This is a genomic window from Alteromonas sp. AO-Serp (assembly GCF_017849675.1).
GTDB lineage: Bacteria > Pseudomonadota > Gammaproteobacteria > Enterobacterales > Alteromonadaceae > Alteromonas > Alteromonas macleodii.
On sequence record NZ_JAFLMX010000322.1, the window covers coordinates 1 to 22,863 of the forward strand.

General features: G+C 46.4%; 21 protein-coding genes. 18 read left to right on the plus strand and 3 right to left on the minus strand.

Annotation, left to right across the window (positions count from 1 at the left end; translation table 11 throughout):
• The 18 genes from QVA83_RS20265 to QVA83_RS20350 form a co-directional block, all read left to right on the plus strand.
• Positions 1-1,707, plus strand: a 1,707-nt coding sequence (locus tag QVA83_RS20265; protein ID WP_287498888.1) for a FepA family TonB-dependent siderophore receptor, incomplete at its 5' end; no start/stop codon positions are given.
• Positions 1,708-1,809: 102 nt separating this feature from the next.
• A complete protein-coding gene (locus QVA83_RS20270) occupies positions 1,810-2,586 on the plus strand; it encodes a DUF3450 family protein (RefSeq protein ID WP_039234921.1) in 777 nt (258 codons plus the stop codon).
• Positions 2,583-3,959, plus strand: a complete 1,377-nt coding sequence (locus tag QVA83_RS20275) for a MotA/TolQ/ExbB proton channel family protein (RefSeq protein WP_287498889.1) — start codon at positions 2,583-2,585, stop codon at positions 3,957-3,959. The genes QVA83_RS20270 and QVA83_RS20275 overlap by 4 nt, the downstream gene beginning before the upstream one ends.
• On the plus strand, positions 3,959-4,345 hold the full coding sequence (locus QVA83_RS20280; RefSeq protein ID WP_014951025.1) for a MotA/TolQ/ExbB proton channel family protein: 387 nt from the start codon (positions 3,959-3,961) through the stop codon (positions 4,343-4,345). Before QVA83_RS20275 ends, QVA83_RS20280 begins: the two co-directional genes overlap by 1 nt.
• A gap of 2 nt (positions 4,346-4,347) precedes the next feature.
• Positions 4,348-4,755, plus strand: a complete 408-nt coding sequence (locus QVA83_RS20285; protein ID WP_014951024.1) for an ExbD/TolR family protein — start codon at positions 4,348-4,350, stop codon at positions 4,753-4,755.
• Between the two features lie 18 nt (positions 4,756-4,773).
• Entirely contained in the window at positions 4,774-5,394 is a 621-nt protein-coding gene (locus QVA83_RS20290; protein WP_014977608.1) for an energy transducer TonB, read from the plus strand.
• A gap of 76 nt (positions 5,395-5,470) precedes the next feature.
• Positions 5,471-6,844 (plus strand): tetratricopeptide repeat protein, encoded by a 1,374-nt coding sequence (locus QVA83_RS20295; RefSeq protein ID WP_014951022.1) that lies wholly within the window; start codon positions 5,471-5,473, stop codon positions 6,842-6,844.
• Positions 6,841-7,143, plus strand: coding sequence for a hypothetical protein (locus tag QVA83_RS20300; RefSeq protein WP_287498890.1), 303 nt, complete (start codon positions 6,841-6,843; stop codon positions 7,141-7,143). Before QVA83_RS20295 ends, QVA83_RS20300 begins: the two co-directional genes overlap by 4 nt.
• 1 nt (position 7,144) lies before the next feature.
• The gene (locus QVA83_RS20305) at positions 7,145-8,761 is read left to right on the plus strand and encodes a PepSY-associated TM helix domain-containing protein (RefSeq protein ID WP_287498891.1); all 1,617 of its coding nucleotides are present in this window, start codon (positions 7,145-7,147) and stop codon (positions 8,759-8,761) included.
• A complete protein-coding gene (locus tag QVA83_RS20310; protein ID WP_014951019.1) occupies positions 8,758-9,108 on the plus strand; it encodes a DUF3325 domain-containing protein in 351 nt (116 codons plus the stop codon). Before QVA83_RS20305 ends, QVA83_RS20310 begins: the two co-directional genes overlap by 4 nt.
• 144 nt (positions 9,109-9,252) lie before the next feature.
• Positions 9,253-9,852, plus strand: a complete 600-nt coding sequence (locus QVA83_RS20315) for a PepSY-associated TM helix domain-containing protein (protein WP_039227019.1) — start codon at positions 9,253-9,255, stop codon at positions 9,850-9,852.
• A 46-nt stretch (positions 9,853-9,898) separates the two neighbouring features.
• A complete protein-coding gene (locus tag QVA83_RS20320; protein WP_049589005.1) occupies positions 9,899-10,429 on the plus strand; it encodes a DUF2271 domain-containing protein in 531 nt (176 codons plus the stop codon).
• A 55-nt stretch (positions 10,430-10,484) separates the two neighbouring features.
• Positions 10,485-11,318 (plus strand): DUF4198 domain-containing protein, encoded by an 834-nt coding sequence (locus tag QVA83_RS20325; protein ID WP_014951017.1) that lies wholly within the window; start codon positions 10,485-10,487, stop codon positions 11,316-11,318.
• A 112-nt stretch (positions 11,319-11,430) separates the two neighbouring features.
• Positions 11,431-12,828, plus strand: a complete 1,398-nt coding sequence (locus QVA83_RS20330; RefSeq protein ID WP_049589004.1) for a flavodoxin domain-containing protein — start codon at positions 11,431-11,433, stop codon at positions 12,826-12,828.
• Between the two features lie 370 nt (positions 12,829-13,198).
• Positions 13,199-14,890, plus strand: a complete 1,692-nt coding sequence (locus QVA83_RS20335) for a carbon starvation CstA family protein (RefSeq protein WP_014951015.1) — start codon at positions 13,199-13,201, stop codon at positions 14,888-14,890.
• Positions 14,891-15,161: 271 nt separating this feature from the next.
• Positions 15,162-16,331, plus strand: a complete 1,170-nt coding sequence (locus tag QVA83_RS20340; protein WP_156080662.1) for an SO_0444 family Cu/Zn efflux transporter — start codon at positions 15,162-15,164, stop codon at positions 16,329-16,331.
• Positions 16,332-16,478: 147 nt separating this feature from the next.
• Positions 16,479-17,558 carry a CNNM domain-containing protein gene (locus QVA83_RS20345; protein WP_014951013.1) on the plus strand — a complete coding sequence of 360 codons (1,080 nt, stop codon included), beginning with the start codon at positions 16,479-16,481 and terminating at the stop codon, positions 17,556-17,558.
• Positions 17,559-17,609: 51 nt separating this feature from the next.
• Positions 17,610-18,788 carry an energy transducer TonB gene (locus QVA83_RS20350; RefSeq protein ID WP_049588989.1) on the plus strand — a complete coding sequence of 393 codons (1,179 nt, stop codon included), beginning with the start codon at positions 17,610-17,612 and terminating at the stop codon, positions 18,786-18,788.
• 20 nt (positions 18,789-18,808) lie between these two features.
• Here QVA83_RS20350 and QVA83_RS20355 read toward each other — a convergent pair whose 3' ends face one another.
• From QVA83_RS20355 to pdsS, 3 genes are all read right to left on the minus strand, one after another.
• A complete protein-coding gene (locus tag QVA83_RS20355) occupies positions 18,809-19,942 on the minus strand; it encodes an outer membrane beta-barrel protein (protein ID WP_231514335.1) in 1,134 nt (377 codons plus the stop codon).
• 95 nt (positions 19,943-20,037) lie between these two features.
• A complete protein-coding gene (locus QVA83_RS20360) occupies positions 20,038-20,724 on the minus strand; it encodes a methylamine utilization protein (RefSeq protein WP_231514334.1) in 687 nt (228 codons plus the stop codon).
• A 308-nt stretch (positions 20,725-21,032) separates the two neighbouring features.
• Positions 21,033-22,863 (minus strand): proteobacterial dedicated sortase system histidine kinase (gene pdsS, locus QVA83_RS20365; protein ID WP_287498892.1); only part of this gene is annotated, 1,831 nt, incomplete at its 5' end.

The following is a 22,863-nucleotide window of genomic DNA, read 5'->3' on the forward strand; positions in this document are numbered from 1 at the left end:
TTTAACCTAGTAACAAGTGCACCGTTATCTGAGCGTTTCTCACACCGCACCATTGTTAACTACAACGAACAAGACGCTGACGACCCACGCGTGAATCTAGATTCAACAGACGTAACAACGGGTCGCGGAGGTACATCCAAAAATGTAGGGGCAGGGCGTGAAGGTGTTGAAAACATCGACGTGCGTACCTTGGTTCGATTCGACCAAGACGATATTAATCGCTGGGATTTTGAAGCAGCCTATAGCCGCCAAGGTAACCGCTATGCTGGTGACAACGCATTTCAGGGCGTAAGCTACCCTGTTGACGAAAACGGCAACGTTATTATTCCTGAACCAGAAGACCTGGCAGAAACTGATGCTCAGAGCCTAATTGGTGAAGAAACGCTGGTGATGCACCGTCGTACGTTCGGCGTTACTCACAATGGTGAGTACGATTTCGGCGATTCATTTAGCTACGTTCAATACGAAAGCACGTCTAACAGCCGTTTAGGTGAAGGCTCTGCAGGTGGTGGTGAAGGTCGCATTAATAGCCTTGAGATGACCACCATCAAATTAGAGAACATTACCGCAAAGACCGAGTGGAATGTGCCTTTAACGTTAGGCGGCTTCAATCAAACCGCAACGTTTGGTGCGGAATACCGCAAAGAGACCCTAGACGATTCAGTTAGCAATCAGCTTTCTCTGAATGTGGTTGATGACGGCACTATTCCTGGTGTAGAGACTGACCCAGAAAATCGTCCATCTGAAACCGACGCCACGCTTGTAGGTGTGTATGTTGAAGACAACATCATGCTAACGGATTCAATCACGCTTACGCCTGGACTACGTTTTGATGATCACAGCAAAGCGGGTACAAACCTTAGCCCGAGCTTGAATGCATCATGGCAGGCATCGCCTAATATTGTGGTTCAAGGTGGTATTAGCCGTGCTTTTAAAGCACCAAATCTCTATCAATTAAATCCTAACTACGTGTACTACACCCGAGGTAATGGTTGCCCAGTTGACTTCTCTAACCTAGGTGGCGGGTGTCACATTCTAGGAAACCCTGACCTAGAGCACGAAACCTCAGTAAACAAAGAAATTGGTGTTAACTACACCAACGAAGAGGGTTTGAACGCGGGTATTACTTACTTCCACAACGACTATAAAGACAAAATTGGCACCGGTAATGTACCGCCAGAGTATGTGTTACCTGGCGAAGAAGGTGGCGAGGCAAACGTTCAGGTATTCCAGTGGTTTAACGTTCCTGAAGCGGTTATTTCTGGCCTTGAAGGTAACTTGTTGTTCCCTGTAACCAGCACTATTGAGTGGTCGACCAACTTTACCGTGATGCTTGAGTCAGAAGATAAATCTACTGGCCAGCCATTATCTATCGTTCCTGACTACACAGTGAACTCGCTAATAAGCTGGCAAGCCACCGATGCACTTGAGCTTGTGCTTAGCGCTCAACATTACGGTGAGACAGAAAGCCCTACGGCCAGCGTTAATTCGGGCGCCGTTATCGAAGCTGATGATCGCGAAGCCTATACCATCACCAACATTAACGCCATTTACGCGTTCGACGAAAACTTAAGCTTCAACGTGTCGGTTAAGAACTTGTTTAACGAAAGCGTTAAGCGTGAAGGTACACAAGCATCTAACGCAGGGGCGAATACTTTCAATGAACCAGAAAGAAGCTTCTTGTTGTCTGCTACTTACCAGTTCTAATACTTAGCAAGCAGTAACAAGACATTAAAAATGCCGGCCTCGATAGCGATATCGACGTGCCGGCAATCTCATTAATTCAGCCAAGAGATGTAAGGGATTTGAATGAAAGTTAAAAGAAGTGCAGCGCTTTCTTTTGTACTGGTATCACTTGCCGTGGCCTCATCAGGTATTGTGATGGCAGCAACAAAAGCCAGCGATATCGACGGGCTCACTGAAAAGTGGATTAGCATTGAGCGCCAGACGCAAAAGCTAGAAAACGAGTGGCGTGAATCAGAGCCTGCATTGCGTCAGCGTATTCAACTGCTTAAAGCTGAACGTACTCAGCTGCAGAGTATGATTGACGAAAGTAAGGCTGCAACCACCGACGTAGAAGCCCAGCGAGAAGCACTGCTTTCTGAGCAAAGTGAGCTTGAAGCACAACAGGGTGGGGTAGAGCGTGCATTGACTGGAGTAATAGGGCAAGTAGACAGCCTTTACTCGTCGCTTCCTGAAATTATTCGCCAGACGTGGGATAAAGAGCAAGCCGAATTAGCGGCTGACGCCGACACGTCAAATAAGCTTCAGGTTACCCTTGCAAAACTTTCATCCCTTGCGCAATTCAATAGCAAGCTTCTGGTTAACGAAACCGTAATGCGTGCTCCCGATGACAAAGATGTATTAGTTAAGCAGTTCTTTGTTGGCAGCAGCTATGCGTGGTTTACCAACGCCGATGGTCAATATCAGGGGGCCGGTCGCGTTAAAAATGGCGAGTGGCAGTGGCAATTCAGTGACAATGTAGATAGCGAATCGGTGGCCCTTGCCGTCGCTATTTTTGAGAAAAAGCATGAACCTGACTTTGTTTCTTTACCACTTACACTGGCTAAAGGAGAAGGCGAATGAAATGCTTATCTCACGTCCTCACAACATTTAATCCAATGTTGAGATCCTCTCTCATCGCAGCATGTGTTGCTTTGTGCGCAGCTGTGGTTTGTGTACCGGCAGTGGCAGCGCCTGAAGATAGCATGCTGGCCAATATTAAAGACGCGAAAGCGCGTCTGGATCGCACCGAAAGCAAAATTAGTAAAGAGCGGGTAGCGCTGGCTAATGAATTGCGTGCGCTTGAACAGCAGGTAATGAAACTGCGCAATGAAACCACGGTAGCTCGCCGTAAAATGGACGAAAGAACCCTTAGTCTTTCACAGTTAGAAAATCGCCTATCGAGCTGGAGCGAGCAACAAGAGTTCCAACAAAATTTGTTGAGCCGTTTCCTGCTTCAAACTGGTGTAGACAGTCTGTCATTAAGCGAAATGAGCTTGTCTGACAAAGTCCAGAAAGTGGGTGAAAAAGCGAAAGAGTTTGCCAATCAACAAACCCCTAATTTCAGTGCAGGAAAGGTTGTACTGGCGAATGGCGAAGTGACCCAAGCAAAAGTGCTTACTCTTGGCCCGGTGACGTGGTATCTGGCGCAAGCACAAAACGTTGCGGGTACGGCAGAGCGTAAGCAAGACCTGTTTACCTCTACGTCCACTTTTTCAGATACGGATACCGAAAGCCTTGCAAGCTTGGCAAGCAGCGGCAATGGCAGCATTAAAATAGATCCTACCCTTGGCCGCGCAGCAACGCGCGAGCAAGCGTCAGAAGGGGTAATTGAACATGTTGTGAAAGGCGGAGTGTGGGTGATCCCTATCGTTTTGTTTGCCCTTCTCGCTACGCTTATCGCACTGTTTAAAGTTATTCAGCTATGGCGCTTACCGAAGGTTAAGCAAGTAGCGTCAGGCAAAGCTCTGGTGAACATGGTGGGCAGTTCAGGTGTGGGCTTCTTTGATGGCATGCAGCGCGAGCTGTATGACATAACTAAGCGTGCAAGCACGCCAACTGAACGCGACGATGAGCTGTTTTCTGCACTCCAGCAAGACAAAATCAAGCTAGAAAAATACAACGGCACCATTGCTGTAACTGCTGCCGTTGCACCCTTGCTAGGTCTTCTAGGTACGGTAAGCGGCATGATTGAAACCTTTAGAATGATGACGGCATTCGGTTCAAGCGACCCCGAAGTTATTTCTGGCGGGATCGCTAAAGCCTTGGTTACGACAGAGTTAGGCTTAGTTGTGGCCATACCGGCATTAATTCTAAATGCCGTACTCTCTCGCAAAGCGCGACATTACTACGAAGAGCTCGAAAGTTTCGCGCTTGTACTTAGCAATGACGAGCCTGACGTTGCTGAGAAAAGCGACCAAAAGAGTGATGGTCAACAGCAAGCGAGCGCAAGCTAATGATTGAACAGCTAGCGGGGAATGCATTGTGTTGGTTAATGCTGCTGGTGGCATGGTTTGCTTACCAGCAAATCTTTGTGTTGTTTACTACACGCAAAGAGATAGCCCAAGTGCGTGATGGAGAGAAAGAGCTTACAAAGCGAGAAATGGTACCTGCCGTACTGGTTAGTGCTCTTCCCTTGATGGGCCTGCTAGGAACAATTGCAGGCCTACAAGTGAGTTTCACCGGAATGATGTCGTTAGGTGTCGATAGTCAAGTCGTCACTGGTGGCATTGCCGATGCACTTTTTACTACTCAGCTTGGCTTAACCTTGGCTATTCCTGGCTGGCTTTTGTTGATGTTTGTTAATGGTGCGGTAAAGCGCGCCGTAGCAAGGGAGGCGTAAACATGGCAAGTCGATTACAGCGACGCCTTGAAAACCAGCAAGCGCAAGGCATTGATATGTCTCCGCTACTAGACGTGGTTTTTATACTTTTAATTTTCTTTATCGTTTCAACAGTGTTTGTAAAAGAGACTGGGGTAGAGGTAGATAAACCACAGGCAATATCAGCACAAAAGCTCGATCAAATGGCCATTATGCTGGCAATTACCCGAACCGGTGAAGTGGTGTATGACAGTGCCAATATCGGCGTGAGCGGCGTGCGCTCTACTGTTGAACAATTGTTGATGAAAGAACAACGCCCAGTAGTCATTCAGGTAGATAAAGCCGTTCGCTCTGAATTACTGGTAGAAGTCATAGATGAAGCCAAACTGGCGGGTGCCGACACGGTAAATATCGCCACTTTGAAGCCATAGCGAACGAGGCAAAATTCAATGAAATACAATCTTCAACCTTCTCTACTTAGCGGTGCGGTGCTCGTTAGTGCGCTTGGAGTTATGTGGCTAGGGCACTTTTTGTCTAATCTGCAGCCCGACACTATGGTTGTGCGCAAGTTAGACATTGCGGTAACGCCTCCACCACCGCCGCCCCCTAAAACGCAAAATGTAGTGGAAGAGACTGAACTTGTTATGCAGGTAGAGGGTAGTGGCGCAGCCATGACCATGGCGGATTTGAGTGTTGAGCCAGATATTCAAGTGCCAAAGCCCGACATGCCAAATGTCAAAGTGACCCAAACCCAATGGGATATGCCTGATATTGAATTGGACGCCTTTGGGCTAAGCGAACTGGATTCAAAGCCTACCTTGCTGACTCCGGTCAAAATACGTTTCCCCAAGCGACTTAAAAAGCAAGGTATCAAGCGGGTGATTGTAAAGCTCGACGTCATTATTGACGAACACGGCAACGTAAAGCTGATGGATATTGTCGAGAACCCGCATCACGAGCTCAATAAAGAAATAATGCGTTTTGTTAAAGCCAGCAAATTTACATCGCCCTACAAAGAGGATGAAGCGGTGAAGGCGCGTTTTATTTGGCCCGTAGTTATAGAGGCCTAATAGAAGCTTTATAAAGGCTTGGTTTAGCGCAATAAAGCGAAATAGAAGCTAAAGAATTTAGAGGTTGATTGAGACAATGTTAAACAAGATTACAGCCGTAACTGTCCTCAGCTGTGTAGTGAGCGCGCTGGCTTTTGTTAAGCCAGTAAGTGCGAAAATAACGGTGGAATTGGAAGAACCCGATTGGCAGTTTGTCATGCGTCAGCATCATAGAGATGATCATCGTGAACGTATATCCCGTGAAGAAGGTGAGTTTATCGGGCGCATTCAGGCCGACTTGCAAGCAGGCAATTATTCAAACGTTGCCAGCGCATTTGCAACCCAGGATATTTCTCAATTTAGTCCACGCTTGCGTGAGCTTTACGGACAAGTGCTATTGAATGAGAAAAACTACTCACTTGCCGAAAAAGTGCTGTTGGACGTTATAGACGCTATGCCAAACCTTCCATCGGCGCACAGAAGTTTGAGCATGGCGTATTTAATGACAGATAAATTGGCCAAAGCACGCACTCATTTAACTAAAAGCGTAGAGCTAGGTATTCAAGATGCCCAACTTTTCGGGCAGCTAGCCTATACCAATGTTCAGCTTGGCAAACCTGTCACCGCTATTGGTGCTTATCAAAATGCGTTAATGCTCGAACCTGAAAACAAGCAATGGTATCAAGGCTTATTGTTCGCGCTTATTGAAAGTAATGCACTTGCACAGGCGGAAAGCTTGCTAAGCGAAATGTTGGTAGATGATGAAAGTAATCAGCAGCTTTGGCTCCAACGGGGACAAATAGCGTTAAAGCAGGGTGACATGGTAAAGGCGCTGAGCAGCTTAGAGACTGCCCTTTCTTTGGGTGACCGCTCGCTGTCGAACTTGATTTCAGTGGCCAAATTGCACGTTTCTGACGGCAGTCCGCGGCGCGCAGCAGACATACTGGCTACCCATGCGAAGACTTTCATTACCGACAAAGATGGGGAAGGCTTCGACGCTTACTCCAAAATAGCGGCTTACTTAGCGGCTAATGAGCAGTGGTCTGATTTAGGTAAATTAACGCAAGCTGCCGACAACAATGTGAAAAAGCTCACGACCTCTCAAGCAGCTACGCTTAATGTACTTAAAGCTCAGTTGGCTATGGGCAAAGGGCAAAGCAAAACGGCAATTTCCCTTTTAACCAAAGCCATTGCTGACGCCCCTGACAATGGTGAGGCGCTGTTGTCTCTTGCTTCACTTTATCGTCAACAGAACAACGTCGAACGTGCCAAAATGACCTATCTACGAGCTGAGTCACTCGCCGACGTTAAACAGCGCGCCATGCTCGGGCGTGCGCAAATTGCCATAGATCAGCGTCAGTACCAAGATGCACTTACGCTTTTACGACAAGTCTATAAATCGTACCCATCCCGTTCTGATTTACTTGGCAACATCCAGTCACTAGAAAACCTAGTGAAGAACACAATATGAAAAGCCAAACGGTGAACCGCGTCGCCATAAATCGTGACCGATTGGATGTCGCACTTAGAATGCTGATTGCTGTGGCACTGGGCTACGCTTTTTCAGCGTGGCTAAGCAGTGCTATCGCCAATTTTATAGGGGCTGACGGACGAGAGCACGAAGTGCTGGTAAGAATGCTGTTCTTTTGTGTTTACTGCACCTTCATCCTTTTTACGTTCATCTTTGATACGACGAAAAAGGCGTCCATCATAATGACAGCGCTCTCTGCGTTAGCCTTATGTCTTTATTCAATCAGTACAGGGCTTTAACATGAAAGGGAATGTCAGAAAGTCTATGACGTGGCTTCATACTTGGAGCTCGATACTTGTTGGTTGGTTACTCTTTGCGATTTTTTTTACCGGTACGCTGTCGTTTTTTAGAACCGAAATAACCTATTGGATGCAGCCAGAACAACACGCCGCAGTACCCAGCGAAAAGGCGCTAGAGCACGGTTTACGTTATCTTGCGATCAATGCGCCCAATGCAAGTGAATGGCAACTCTCACTACCAGATGCGCGCTCGAATACACTCGACTTGTCGTGGCGCGACGCTAATGCAGGTAACGAGCGTCGTCGAGGTCCACGGGTCATGTTGAACCCGTCCACGGGTGAAGAGATAAAAGTAAGGGAAACGGCCGGTGGCAACTTCCTTTATCGTTTTCATTTCGAGTTATACGGCATAGACAGAACCGTTGGACGCTGGATAGTAGGCGTAGTCAGTATGATGATGTTTGTTGCTATTATCAGCGGCGTCATCATGCACAGAAAAATCTTTGCCGATTTCTTTATGTTCAGGCCAAAGAAGAAGCTGCTGAGCTGGATAGATGGGCACGCCATAAGTGCGGTATTAGCACTACCATTTCATATCATGATCACCTTTTCTGGTTTGATTCTATTAGGCGCCACGCTATTGCCTTTTAACAGCGAGGAGCGCGTGCGGCACCGTCCTCAAGGTACAGAAATACGCCAGAATGCGCAGCAGCAAAATCTAGCTTCACCAGACATTAATGCCTTATTGGCCTTACCCATCTCTTCGATGATTGCTCATGCCGAAAATACATGGCAGGTGCCGGTTGAAAGCCTATCTATTACTCACCCGGGTAAAGCTAACGCTCAGTTTACGCTAAGTGGGAACAACAGAACGCAGTTAAGTGCGGGGCGTGGAGGAAGTAGTGCGCTGGTATTTAACGCACAAGGCGAAGTCATTAACGAGCGCCCAGCCTCAGTAGCCGCTAACGCCAGTCAGGCGACGTATAACTATTTGGATATGCTACATCAAGCGCGCTTCGCCGATACCCTTACTCGCTGGTTACTATTTTTTGCCGGTATTCTGGGTACCATTATGGTGGGAACGGGCTCTGTTTTGTGGGTAGTGAAACGGGCAAAGCAGCAGCTTGGAGAGTTTGGTTTTGAATTGGTCAGAGGCAGTAATATAGGCTGCATTGCAGGATTAATGTGTGCGACCGGTGGCTACTTTTGGGTAAATAGACTACTTCCTGCTGATCTAACGTCTCGAAGCTTATGGGAAATTAAGGTGTTTTTCGCAATATGGCTGGTGTGTGTGGTTGCAGGGTTTATTTGGCGAGACAAAAAAGGGTGGGTAATTCAACTTGGCTTTGCAGCAGTGTTGTTTGCGCTTGTACCTTTGCTTGACCACCTCACCTCAGCAACAGGCTTAGATTTCGCGGTTGCAAATGGTGATAGCCTGAGAGTGGGTTTTGACCTTATGTGCATAACACTTGCGGCAGTACTCGGCTATGCTGCTTACCACGTCAAAAAAGCCAAAGCCGTGAAAGCAAAACGGGTGAGCAGTACTCCGTCACCTAAGCGAAAAGACAGAACTCGCCAAGATAAGCCGCAAGGTGACAACAGCGAGGCATTAATATGAGTATCATTCTGGATGTGGTGTTCGCATTTGTGCTTACTTATTTGAGTTTCTTACTACTCTCGCTTGGCAACAAGAAGCATGCAGGTATCACTCGACTAACCAGTACACCTTCACCACTACTTTTAATTGTGCTTCATAGTTTGGCGTATTTGCTTATGGCAATAAGCCTCATGAACTGCATAGACGTGTGGAAGACCGAAATTGGCGTGGTGGTATGGATAGGGCTTTTACAGCTTGCAAGCGTGATGGTTTCAGCAACGTTTACCTATTTACCTACCCTTTACACCGTGGTGTGTAATTACCTATTGCTTGTCGCTTTTTGGGGGCCTCGTTTACGCGAAAAGTGAAGCAATACTTAAAGGTTGTTGAGCAAAAAACACAATAATGAGAATAAATCTCATTTACATTGGAAAGGGTGGAAATATCTGTATTATCTAGCCCGTTGAATTAATCAATATCACCGAGTAGTACAGAGAGTTAGCAACGAAATTATGAGTTTTTCTTTAGGCGGCATCCGCCAATGGCACTGGATTAGTGGCGCAGTCTGTCTGGTCGGGATGATGTTATTTGCCCTAACGGGGATTACGCTAAATCACGCTGCAGACATTCCAGCGAACAGAACTGTAACGTCAGCTGAATCAAGCTTACCACCGTTGGTTGTCGAACAATTGGTTTCTCTGGACACCGGTGACATAGCCATTCCAAGCGAACTCGTCGCGTTTATGCAGTCGCAAGAGGGTATTTCACTACCTTCATCGGTGACGGGAGAGTGGGATGGTATTGAATTTTATGCCGCTTGGCCTGGACCCGGTGCTGACAGTTGGATAGCAGTAGATGCTGAACTTGGCACAGTAACTTATGAAAACGTTGATAGAGGATGGATATCTTATTTCAATGACCTGCATAAAGGGCGGAACACGGGAAATGCCTGGCGCTGGTTTATCGATATCTTCGCTGTTGCCTGCATTATTTTTAGCGTAACTGGGCTGCAACTATTAATGCGTCACTCGAAAACGCGCGCGTCTACTTGGCCCATTACTACGCTCGGTGTGCTCATCCCGTTTGTCATTATTTTACTGTTTGTGCACTAGCGCGACGCTGGTGGCACTTACCTACACAATTTTAAGGAGTGTTTACATGAAAATGCGAAAAGGCGCAGTTATCGCATCGACTTTATTAAGTATGACATTTGCCTCTGGCGCTATTCACGCTGCAAGCCAAGCCAAACTTGACGTGGCCTTACCGCAACTTGATGTGGCTGAATATCACAAACCTTATCTTGCCGTGTGGATTGAAGACAGTAAACGCAAGGCTACTCAAGTCGCCGTATGGTACGACGTTGAAATGCGTGAAGACAAAGGGAAAGAGTGGCTTAAAGACTTGCGCCAATGGTGGCGTCGTGGTGGACGAAGCCTTGATTTGCCTTATGACGGACTTACCAGTGCAACAAAAGGCCCAGGCGATTACAGCCTTGATTCGCAGCTAAATAAAGCGTTAGCAGAACTGCCAGAGGGCGATTACACGCTTAGCGTTGAGGCATCACGAGAAGTAGGCGGAAGAGAAGTACTATCTCTGCCATTTTCATTACCGCTATCTGCTGCGTCACTACCGGTAGAGGTGAAAGGAAATTCAGAACTTGGGCGTGTAGTACTGCGTCTGGAAGACTAATCTACTGAGGCGCTAATTCAACGCTCACTCAGTAGAGATCCAATAAGAGGACATTATGAAAAAACTATCAGTAAAAGCTTCAGCCATTGCGCTAGCAGCAACACTTGCCGTGTCATTTTCAGCCAGTGCGCATCGCGCGTGGTTACTTCCAAGCTCTACCGTACTATCAGGTGAAGAAGCTTACGTGACGTTTGATGCCGCTATTTCAAATACTATTTTTCACCCTGACCACTTCGCAATGAATGCCAGTAACTTAGTGGTTCAATCGCCAGAGGGTGAAGCCGTAGACGTAGAAAATATGGCACGCGGTAAGTACCGAACCACGTTTGATTTGAAATTAAACAAAGAAGGTACATACAAACTGACGTCTGCCAGCAATGGCATTCGCGCATTTTGGCGAGATGAAGAAGGCAAGCGCAAGATGTGGCCCGGCCGTGGTGAAGAATATAAGCCGGAAGAGTTCGCAACAGCCGTGCCTAAGAAAGCAAAAGATCTTCGCGTAATGCAAAGCTCTCGCCGCGTAGAAACGTTTGTTACTCTTGGTGCGCCATCGAACAAGGTGTTCACGCCTGATAACGTGGGTTTGGAGCTAGTGCCAGTGACTCACCCTAATGATTTATTCGCCACCGAAACGGCAACGTTCAAGTTACTTATTGACGGTGAGCCTGCGGTTGGCGCCGAGGTGGAAGTTGTGCGCGGTGGTATGCGCTACAGAAATGATCAGGAAACGATTAAAGTCACGTCTGACAAAAATGGTCAGATTGAAATTACATGGCCGCAAGCCGGTATGTACTTTGTAGAAATTGGCTATGAAGACGATAAAGCGCAAAAGCCTGCAACGTCTCGTAACGGTAGCTACTCAGGCACATTTGAAGTACTTCCGCTGTAATAACCGCACGTTATTGCGCAGCTAGGGGCTGTAAACGTTCTTTGAATACTCACAGAGCAACAGCCTCTTAAGTTTCTAGCTATTTTAATACAACGGCATAAAAGTTAAGCACATGACAGAAACACACCGTCTACTCATAGCAATAGTAAGCATTGGCCTGTATATGCTGTGGGTAGCGGTGTTATTTTTTAAATATCGAAAGCAATACAACTATGCAGTATCAGGCGAGGAGACCCTTGTCGTATACGCAAGCCAAACCGGTACGGCCGAAAAAATTGCCCGCGCAAAGGCCGCGGCGCTATCACAGCAAGAGCAAACGTCGGTAGTGTCCATGGCATCTTTGAAACTCAACACGTTAAGTAGTGTGTCGAAAGTCATTTTTGTTGTGAGTACCTACGGTGAAGGCGAACCCCCTGATGCGGGTAGAACCTTTAGTAAAGCGCTAAAAAAAGCGTCGTCGAATCAATCTGATTACCTTTCCCATCTGTCTTTTGAAGTGGTGGGATTAGGCGATAAGCAATACGCCGCGTTTTGCCAATTCGCAGTCACGTTGTTTGATAATATCAGTGCACTAGGAGCACGTGCGCTTTCTCCGCTAACGACATTAGATTCAGGGAAAGGTGAGCATTTGTCTTTGCTTGGTTCGTTGCCACAGGATGAACAGCACCCCACCCATGCTTTCACACTGAAAAATCGGGTTCAATTAAATGAAATAAGTCTAGCTTCTGGCGAGACTTCAAACGAACCCTCTGACCACTCTGAGAGCAAACCTTCAAACCCAGCGTCGCCAGGCCTGTTCGGCTTGTCTTTGAACGTTGACCATTCTAATCATACACAAGGATTACATGAACAATGGGAAGCGGGAGACGTGTTGGAAGTCCTTATTCCTCAGCAAGGGCAGTCACCGATTGTAAGCCGAAGCTACACCATTGCGTCGGTACCACAAGAACACGACGTAAAGCTTGTAGTTCGACAGCTGGTTAAAGACAACGGACAACTTGGGCTAGGTTCTGGATTACTTACCCGTTCTTTACCTGTATCTCAGCCAGTACAGGCCTACATTCGAAAAAATACCAGCGCTATTATTACTAATACTCAGTGCCCATTGTTATTAATTGCTGCGGGTAGCGGCATTGCGGGGGTACGAGCTCAGCTTGCAAAACGCGCATTGCTTGAGAACGCTGGGCCAGTTTGGATATTTTTTGGCGAACGTCATCCCATGCAAGATGATGTGCTTGATAAAACGCTATCGCCTTTCCAGAATAGTGACTGTATTTTTAAAAAGTCAGTTATTTTCTCCCGACAGAAAGGTGGTGGTTATGTTCAACAGCGTCTTGTTGAGCAGCGAGATGAGGTCAAATCCTTCTTAGGCGATACCGGACAAGTATACGTATGTGGGCATTTTGAGGGAATGGGCCAAGGCGTTGACATGGCTTTGCAGTCCATACTTGAAGCGCAAGCCTACAATGCGTTAGCTGACGAAGGACGTTATCACCGCGACCTTTACTAATGTGGAGAACAGCAGGCAACTAATGTCTGTTTTACGCTTTCCTGTTTCACCGCTGAATCATCGCTAATAAACCTCAAAAGCCTTACAGCTAAATCCCAAACTTTGAGTTAGACTTTAGTCTAATGTGTCAGGCCCTTGCCTTGTCGCATGTTTAAATATGCGCAACAGTACGTTGGGCATACCTTAAATAGGTGTTTTCTTATTCAGGTATGACCTTTCGCCACCGATAATTGGTGTAATGTTTGAACTGAAAATAAGAAAATCAACAGGCTAGGGGCTGCTGACCTTTGTTGTACGTTTAAACCAAAATTCGTACACCAAAGAACAATAGACCCTAGGGCCTGTCGATAAAACAAATTAGGACGACAGTATGCAGTCTATTGCCATTGTTATACTGGGCATCATCGGAATGTTGCTCGGCTGGTTCGTATATTCGAAGTTTATTGCGAGCCGTATATTTAAGTTGGATGATAGTTTTGTAACACCAGCCCATACAATGAAAGATGGGGTGGACTATGTTCCCACCAATAAAGTTGTATTGTGGGGGCACCATTTCACCTCCGTGGCGGGGGCAGCACCCATCGTAGGTCCAGCTATTGCTGTCTACTGGGGATGGGTTCCTGCGGTACTTTGGGTTGTGTTCGGTACGATATTATTTGCCGGTGTGCACGATATGGGCGCCTTATGGGCCAGCGCACGCCACAAAGGCAAATCAATGGGCGCGCTGTCTGAGACCGTCATCGGAAAACGCTCTCGTTCACTATTTATGATAGTGATCTTCCTAGTACTCTTAATGGTTAATGCGGTATTTGGCGTGGTTATCGCGAACTCTTTTGTCTCCCAACCCAATGCGGTATTCCCAGCTTGGATGGCAATCGCAGTTGCATTAGTCATAGGTCAATTGCTTAAACGTAATTTCAGCCTCATACCCTTATGTATTGTGGGGATTATTGTGCTTTACGCATCGGTGTATGCGGGCAGTTATATCCCACTAAGTCTGCCGGAAACCATGTTTGGTTTAGCAGATAAAGCAAACTGGATCATTATCTTATTTATTTACGCCGCTATTGCATCGCTGTTACCAGTTTGGATGCTGTTACAGCCTCGTGATTTCATTAACGGTATGCAGTTACTTGTTGGCTTGTTCCTGCTTTATGGTGCTGTGTTCTTTGCTATGCCGGATATCACGGCGCCAGCGTTTAACGCTCAAACCGCTGTCGATTCTCCAAGTCTAATCCCGCTGTTGTTCGTTACTATTGCGTGTGGCGCTGTTTCTGGTTTCCACGGTATTGTGTCTTCAGGTACCAGCTCTAAGCAGCTAGACAAAGAGACCGATGCACGCTTTGTTGGTTATCTAGGCGCGGTCGGTGAAGGCTCACTAGCACTTATTACCATTGTCGCTGTAAGCGGCGTTGCGTTTGCAGCTTCTCCAGAAGAATGGCACGAAGTATACAGCCACTTGGGTGCGGGTAGCGTGGGTGCATTTATCACTGGTGGTGCGAACCTAATTCAGCAGGGTTGGGGGTTGCCGGTAGATTTCTCGTCAACGATCCTTGCGGTAATGGTTGTTCTATTTGCTGGCACCACCATGGATTCGGGCGTGCGTCTGCAGCGCTACATAATCCAAGAATGGGGCGATATCTATTCAATTGGTGCACTTAAGAACGGCGTGGTTGCAACGCTCGTAGCTGTTGGATGTTGTTTATTGCTGGCCTTCGGTGCAGGTGGTGCGTCAGGCAGTGGCGGTATGATTATTTGGCCGTTATTCGGTTCTACTAACCAGATACTAGCCAGTTTAACCCTGTTAGTAATCTCGGTTATGCTGATTAAATTAGGTCGACCAGCGAAATATACGCTGATTCCAATGGTGTTTGTACTGATTATGGCCTTCTTTGCTGGGCTTATTAAACTTAAAGAATACTACGTTGAAGGTAACTATCTATTGGTATTCTTAGACGCAGTAGTACTTATTGTGTCTGTGCTTGTTATGCTTGAAGCTTTTTCTGTGGTGTCAAAACTCAAAAAGGAATCGAAGCTTAAAAAAGAGCAAGCCAACGGATAAGTCACTAGCGACAAAAACTTTCATGGTTGACCTCGTGGTTTAAAATTACACTTTCGAGACAGTCAACATTCGGCCAGTGCATTTGTACTGGCCATTTTTCTTTCCTTTAAAAGCAAAACGCACTCGCATAAATCAGGTTAATCAGTTTTGCTGATTTTCTGTCATACAGCATATCTGTTATTATACTTGCCGTTCTAAAACACCGTTATTTTTGTTGTCAAAAGCCGCGTTCTTCAACGTGACCTTTCAACAAAATAACCTGTGAGGCTTTGTGTCAGATATCATTTTACTTGGACAAAATTTCCTAGCACTTTTCGTTGAATCCGCGCCTTGGTTACTTCTCGGTTTGCTGGTGGCGGGTATCATGCACGAATTGGTACCCGTTTCGTTTTTGGAAAAGCACATGGGCAGCTCATCGTTTGGCTCAATTACAAAGGCCGCGGTTATTGGTGCGCCTTTACCTCTGTGCTCTTGCGGCGTTATCCCAGCGGCACTTGGGCTTAGGCGTAGCGGTGCATCTAAATCTTCCACTATCTCGTTTTTAGTGTCTACGCCCGAGACTGGCGTAGACAGTGTTTCTGTGTCCTACGCATTGCTTGGACCGTTGTATGCCATTGTCAGACCCATCGCGGCCATTACAAGCGCTGTTTATGCTGGATTGATGGTGCGTTTTTTCGCAGAAGCAGAAGAGGCTCAACAACGACAATCTGACGTGACGCGGTCATCGTGCTGTGGTTCAAAGCAAGCACCTAAACCAGAGCCGCAAATACAGGCCAGCACGTCCTGTTGTGCAAGCGAAAAAACACATGCTCATAACCACGAAAGCACAGACAAGCCCAAACACGAGTCATCGCCTTCGAAAATCACAAGCGTGCTTTCATATGCCAGTGGCAAGTTACTTGAAGACATTGTGATATGGTTATTAATTGGATTAGCACTTGCCGCGGCAATTAAAACGTGGGTACCCACCGACTTTTTAACGCAATGGGGTGATGGCGTGGTCGCCATGCTAGTGATGGCGCTAATCGGCATTCCTATGTACATATGTGCTACAGCATCAACGCCACTCGCGGTTGGGTTTCTTGCGGCGGGGCTATCGCCCGGCGCTGTTTTAGTATTTTTAATGGCGGGACCCGCCACTAACGTATCAACGATGGGAATGATCAAACAAGAAATGGGCACGCGAACGTTAGTGCTTTACCTTTTCAGTGTTATCTCTGCGAGTATTGGTTTTGGTTACGCACTGAACTACCTAGTAGCTTCGTTTTCTTTAGCCTCTATGATCAAAACGCAAAGCCATGTTCATGAGCACGGTGCAGACGTTCAGGTGATTTATGGGCTATGCGCAATTTTATTGGCGGGGTTAATGTTAAGGCTGGGTCTGAAAAAGCTGCAGCAACACCGTCATAACCAAGAGCGACATTCGGCGTGCTGCGGCTAACAGTAGCCCAGCGGATGCCTTTCATAATAAAGCGCTCAAATGATATTCATAGAGCGCTTGTATATCCCGCTCTATTATCCATAATAGTCGTTCAACTTATTAAAATTAAAACGCGTTTAAACCTACAAGGACGCTTGGAATAACTACATGCTTTTACTTATTGTGTACGTCTTCATTGCACTGGGCTTTTCTTTTTTGTGCTCCATTGCAGAGGCTGTGATTCTGAGTGTTTCGTCCGCTTATATCTCTGTGTTAGAGAAAGAGGGCAAAGCCAGTGGTGCGCTACTACGTAAACAAACCGATAATATAAATACGCCTTTATCAGCAATATTAACGCTGAACACTATTGCTCATACTATGGGGGCTGCCGGGGCAGGTGCGCAAGCGGCAGCAGTATTTGGTGACGCCTATCTAGGCGTTATTTCAGCAGTCCTTACACTCCTTATTCTTATTTTTTCTGAGATTATCCCTAAAACACTTGGTGCAACCTATTGGCGAACACTAGCGCCAGTAACCGCATATTTTCTTAAATACCTTTCAATTGTACTTATGCCGTTCGTTAAAATGTCTGAGCTAATGACGAAAGGCTTTAAAGAAGACAGTCCACTTCGCGGGTTAAGCCGCAGTGAGCTACACGCCATGGCAGAGTTGTCGGGGCAAGAAGGTCAGCTAGCAAATCACGAAGCGGCGTTTCTGCAAAGCTTGTTAAGTTTGCACGAGCTGAAAGTGAAAGATGCGATTACCCACCGCACGGCGCTATTTAAAGTGTCGGAGTCGATGACGGTAGAAGGCTTTTTCCACAAGCACGCCAATATAGAATTTTCTCGTATCCCTGTGTTTGAAGACAGCGACTCAGAAAACATTACCGGCTTTGTGATGCGTTCTGATTTATTGGTAGCACAAGCCAGAGGTAACACTGATAAGCCGCTTTCTGAATACGCAAAAGATATGGTTACCGTGTTAAACACTATGCCGCTGTCAGTCACTTTCGAGCACTTCATCAATAAGCACGTGCATATGTTACTGGTGGTTGACGAGTACGGCGGTTTAGAAGGAGTGCTTACGCTAGAAGACCTGCTCGAACGCTTGCTAGGTGTCGATATCGTAGATGAAAAAGACACCACGGTGAGCATGCGTAGGCTTGCCAAGATGATGATGAAACGCAAAGAGCAAATGATGATCAAAAACGTACCCGATGCGTCGCTTGAGAGCTCGTCTAAAAAATAGAATTAGCGCCAATTCACTCGTAATGTTTAGCCATTATTAAGGATGATAAATATGAAACAGGATTTATGGAAAAAAGCAGTAAGAACAGAATATTCAGCCCACGAAAATATTGTTAAGCGAACCCAACCATCGCTCGTTTTAGCGGCTTTGCTCGCGACAGGTTTCACGGCAAGTGCAGCTGCACAGGAACTGAGTATCCCATGTGATGATCTTGAAGAAAAAGCGCTCGCAGAATCGAAAGCTGATGAAGTAGAGCGCATAAGCGCATTTACACCAGCGACGCCTTTGAAACGTGTCGATCCTAGATACCCATCTCAAGCCATTAGAAAAGGCCGAGAAGGTTGGGTTAGGCTAAGCTACGTTATCGACGAAGAAGGCAGAGTGAAAGACCCTGTTGTAGAAGACTTCTTTGGAAGCCCTTCGTTCAAACGCAGTGCACTGTCAGCGGTTAAGAAATGGCAATATAACCCCGCGATCAAAGATGGCGAACCTACCCAGCAGTGTCATCAAGCAGTCCAAATGGATTTCGCTATAAGCGGAAAAAGCGGTGCCACACGCAAATTTATTAAAGCTTATAAAGACGCAGAAGAGCGCTTTAATGCGGGTGATGTTGATGCGGCTGATGGAGCACTTAAAGAGCTTTTAGGCTGGGATACGCTAAACCGCTATGAAAATACGTGGTTGCTAAACTTGGAGTCTCATATAGCGAGCAAACAAGGTGACGTAGAGAGGGAAGCGCAAAGCCTAACGCGATTACTTGCCAGCAACGGTAGTAAGCGCTTCAATAACATGGTGTTTGATGAAGATTATGTGGCATACGCCCTTCAAAGAAAAATCATACTCGATGCTCAGCGTGGGTATTATGCAGAAGCATTAAAATCCTACACCACACTTCAAGACATGGAAGCGCAAGAAACGCGTATTGGCGAGATCGCGCCGCTAATTAGTCAGATTGAAGAATCTATTGCATCTGAGCAAAACTTAACCGTGCCCGTAACGATAGGAAGTGATGGGAATTGGTTCCATACTCTTGTGCGAAGTAAGTTTGCTTTTGGCAACATCCAAGGCCAACTTGATACCGTTGAAGTCCGTTGTGATACTCATCGAGAAAAATTCACGGTTGCCGAAGCGCATGTCTGGCAAATTCCAAACTCTTGGGGACAGTGTCAGGTGATGGTGAAAGGTGACAGCGAAACAAAATTTGATTTAATTGAAGTGGCCAAAGGGTAGGACGAACACCAGTCGCGTCGCTACAGAGTTACAGTGAATGCCAGTTGAAATAGTTGCTCTCTATAGTCCTCGTCGGATTGGAAAAAACGCAAATTCTCCTGATGCCCTGAATTTAATTGCCACTCTGTGCTAACGGATAAATAAGAGGTAATGTCGTACCTTACGCTAACGGTAAAGGCGTTACCTCTGCTTCCATTCGGGTCATACATAACATCATCGTTATCTACCACCTGATACCAGTCCCCACGCATGGCTAAAGTTAAATCTTCCCAGCCTAATTGCTTTAGGTTGTATGCCGCACCGATATACGCACTGGAAAAATCGTTGTCTACGATATGCTCCCCCATCAAAGTGTCACCTATTAGCACTTGAGAAAACACCGTTAACTCAGGTCGTGGTAAATATCGCAGTGTTAATGAATGAAAGCGCGTATGCCAGGCATAAATGCGGTCTGGGTCAACAATGTTCGGGTCTGCATTATTGTCGTAATAGTAATAACGCAACTCGGCCTTTCTAGCATAGGCTAAGTGAGCTCCTACGTAGTACCCAAACCGATTGTCAATTTCCCTGAAGGGTTCATTCCATGCCGGTGCGTTTAACTTATCTTCATCGACGACGCCGGGAATGGGGAGGAAGTTTACGCGATCATTATAAACGGACTGCCTGTCGTGAAGGGCAAACCCTCGCCAAGAAAGCAGAGTGCCGGTGGAATCGTTACCTTTGAATACGCTGCCTAATACTTTCCATGACCAGTGGCTTCTTATTTGCCTGCCATTTTGTCGTAGACTTACTTCGATGCCGCCCGTTCTTAGTTCTTCACCCACCCAACTATTAATTGCTGAGTTACTCAGAAAATGAGGCGATAACCAACCCGCGTCGGTATTTTCCGCTGAGAGAGCGGGAAAAAATGCCCCTATTTTTACTTCAGGCTTTATGCTGGATGCGACTAACGGGCGATATTTTAAATAAAGCTCGGAAAATCCAACCTTTTGATCCCCATCGCTATAACCATTGATGACGCCAACTGCCGACCAACTATCCGCTAACATAAAGTCAGCTATTACTACAGCATGAGAGAGCTGTATACCGTTACTTTCATAACGCTGATGGCCGGCCCCCATTTGCTGAAAGCTCCGCGAATCATCTTTTGCCACAAAGCTTGTTCTTACTAGGGCCTTGGTTTCTCCGTGAACCTGAAGTGTTAAACTCGTGCAAAGCAAACAGACGGTTAAGGCAAAGACATTACGCATTAATAATCGCCAAATCCTTCGTCGAAGTCATCGTCACTGAAAACTGCATCAAGAACAAATTTGTATTCTTGTGAGTTGGTGATATGCAATGTTGCGCTGTTAAATAGTTTCACATCAGGTTGCTGCGGGTGCCAGGTCATAACACTGTACTCGCCTACCGGAAGTGAAACATTCATTACGCCTTCTTCATCGGTTTTTGCGAAAAATGGACTGTCGGTTACCACAATATAGCCCAGCATCCAGTCGTGAATATTGCAGCCAATATCTACAATACCAGCTTGCTCAAAGCGAAGCGGTTCAGCGGTAAACTCTTTATAGAGTTTTAGCTCAAACTGTTTTGTAGGCGAAAAAGAATACACGTGATGAAAAAGATTATCTGCGTTTGGAAACGAAATATCTGTGCCTGATTGAACAACAAGCACGTGAGGCGCAAATTGTTTATCGATTTGATTCATTATGGCGGGCTCTTCTTCACGCTGTGGCGTTGATGCAAGCGTAAAGTTAGGCGTTAGGGTTAACACCATATCTTTCACAGGCTCCCCATTGGCGTCGCTAACGTATATCGAAATGGTTGGCGTTGCTGATAAGGATGTATCAGCGGCATGTGCCCATGAAAGGGTAGCGCCGGCTAGTAAGAGAGCGCTCGATGTGAATGTACCTGTGATAAAACTAGTTATGTTGAACATGCTCGCCCTTCGATGAGAAGTAAAGAAAATAGAAAGCGCAAATGACATGGATTTAATCAATAACGTGTTGTTTTTTTGCATTGTAATTCATTCTTTATAATGGCTTTAGCCTTTGACAGAAAGGCAAAGCGCTATGCGTCCTTTGTTGACACGAAAGCATATGACTACGTATAGCCTATTCAATACCAATCCGTATAGATAATAACCTATGCAGACTGGTATGAGGTATGTGCTCGGCTTTCGCTATCTATGTAGCAAAGTTTATTAGACTCTAACTATAGACCGAGTTGGACGTTTTTTTCATTCATTTACATCAAAGGAAAGCGTGCGCTGACGACTACACCTGTACTATCCTTCCGATTGAATAAAGATAACTGACCTTTGTGGAAGGTCATTATGATGTTGGCAATGTAAAGCCCTAGCCCCAAGTGCGGTGAAGAGGCATTTTGCACATCGTTTTCTTTTCTCACCGACACCATAGACTGAAGCAACTGAGACCTCATTCCTTCTGGAAGGAGCGGTCCGGTATTACTAATGGTTAGCTCAGCTTGCTTGTCCTTAACCGTAATACTGACTTGGATTTCACTTTCTTTTTCACTGAAATCTACGGCGTTAGCGATAACTTTATCGAACATTTGAGCCGTAAGTTCAGGGGAGCCAAGTATGCGCGCAGTATCAGCATTGTGGGTAAAACTAAAGCGTCGATGGCTATAGGCATGTTCGTAACCAGCAATACACCCAGATATCACCTTAACTAAGTCGAATGGTTCTAAATCTTCTTGTTGAATGGCCTGCTCTAATCGGGTGGCTTCACTCATACTGTTTAATATTGTACTTAGGCGGTTCACCCCTGATTGCGCCCTTTCAACAAAAACGGCTTGTTGGTCGGCGTCATTCACCTGAGTCAGCATATCCAGCGACGATTTTACCACGGCAATGGGCGTTCTAAGTTCGTGAGACAAGCGGGATGCCATGTTTTCTAAATAGGAGTTGTACTGCTGTAACCGCGAAAGCACATCCGCAAATGAACGGGATAAATCACCAATTTCATCACGCTGATTTGATACCGGCAGGGTTCCTATGATTTTGCCATTATCATCTATCACCGCTTCGGTGTTATCGCGAAGGGAGCGAATGCGGTTTGAAATTCGCGTAGCGAACAGCAGTAACCCTAATGTACCTATGGTCATCACTGCTAAAATCACGTGAAAGAGCTGTTCTAATGCCCGGTTACGCAAAGTACGAATGCCATTGGTGGTTTGCTCTACAATAACCGCCCCCATTACGTTGCCTTCAATAAAAATTGGGTAGGCAGCGGAGAGTACTATGGCTTTGTTATCGGGTGACAAACGCCATAGTGAATCGGGTTGGCCATTCAGCGCCGTGCCTAAATCCTGCCCTACCAATGCATAAGCATCGTCTAGCTCGTCAATAAAGTCGGCAGGTGGCCGCGTAAGAATCTGATAATAAAGTGGAAGTAACCACTCACTCTCAACCCAGTGCCAAATTGTATTTGAAGAGGTTTCTTTTTCATCTACTTCAATGCCTGTGGCCGATTGAATGTCACCAGCGCGGGCGAGTACCCGCTTGTGCTTATCTACAACCCAAACCCGTGAATCGGCATATTTTAAACCTGCCAGAATGCGCTCAATTTCAGGGGAAGGAGTGATAACAGTACCTAATTCAGCGAGCTCTTTTGTATTCGCCGTACCTAACGCGTACTGCTTCAATCGACTTGCCCTGTCGTCCACATCGACAATTGAAAATGCTAAGCCGCCTGTGGTCATTGATAGCGGAAAGCGCAGTTCAATGTTGTAGCCCGTGGCAGTCTCTTGCCATCGGCCTTGAATAGAGAGCGCGTTCTCTACCGCCCGAGTTGTCGTTGTGTTTTCTGCAAGCTTGTACGCATTTACCCAGCCACTTTCATAAGGGGCGACAACATACCTTGCTAATTCTCCCTGTGGAGTTTCCATGCCCACAAGTAAGTGGTCGCCAGTCTCCACGCTTAAACTATTGGGTTGTCGCCACAGCAGTACGTCATCACTGACTTCAAACATGGCATACAGAAATTGACCGTAGCGCCCCACCATAAGCTTGAACGATAAGCTGGTAGGTTCTCCCGCGTAGCCATTGTAGTAC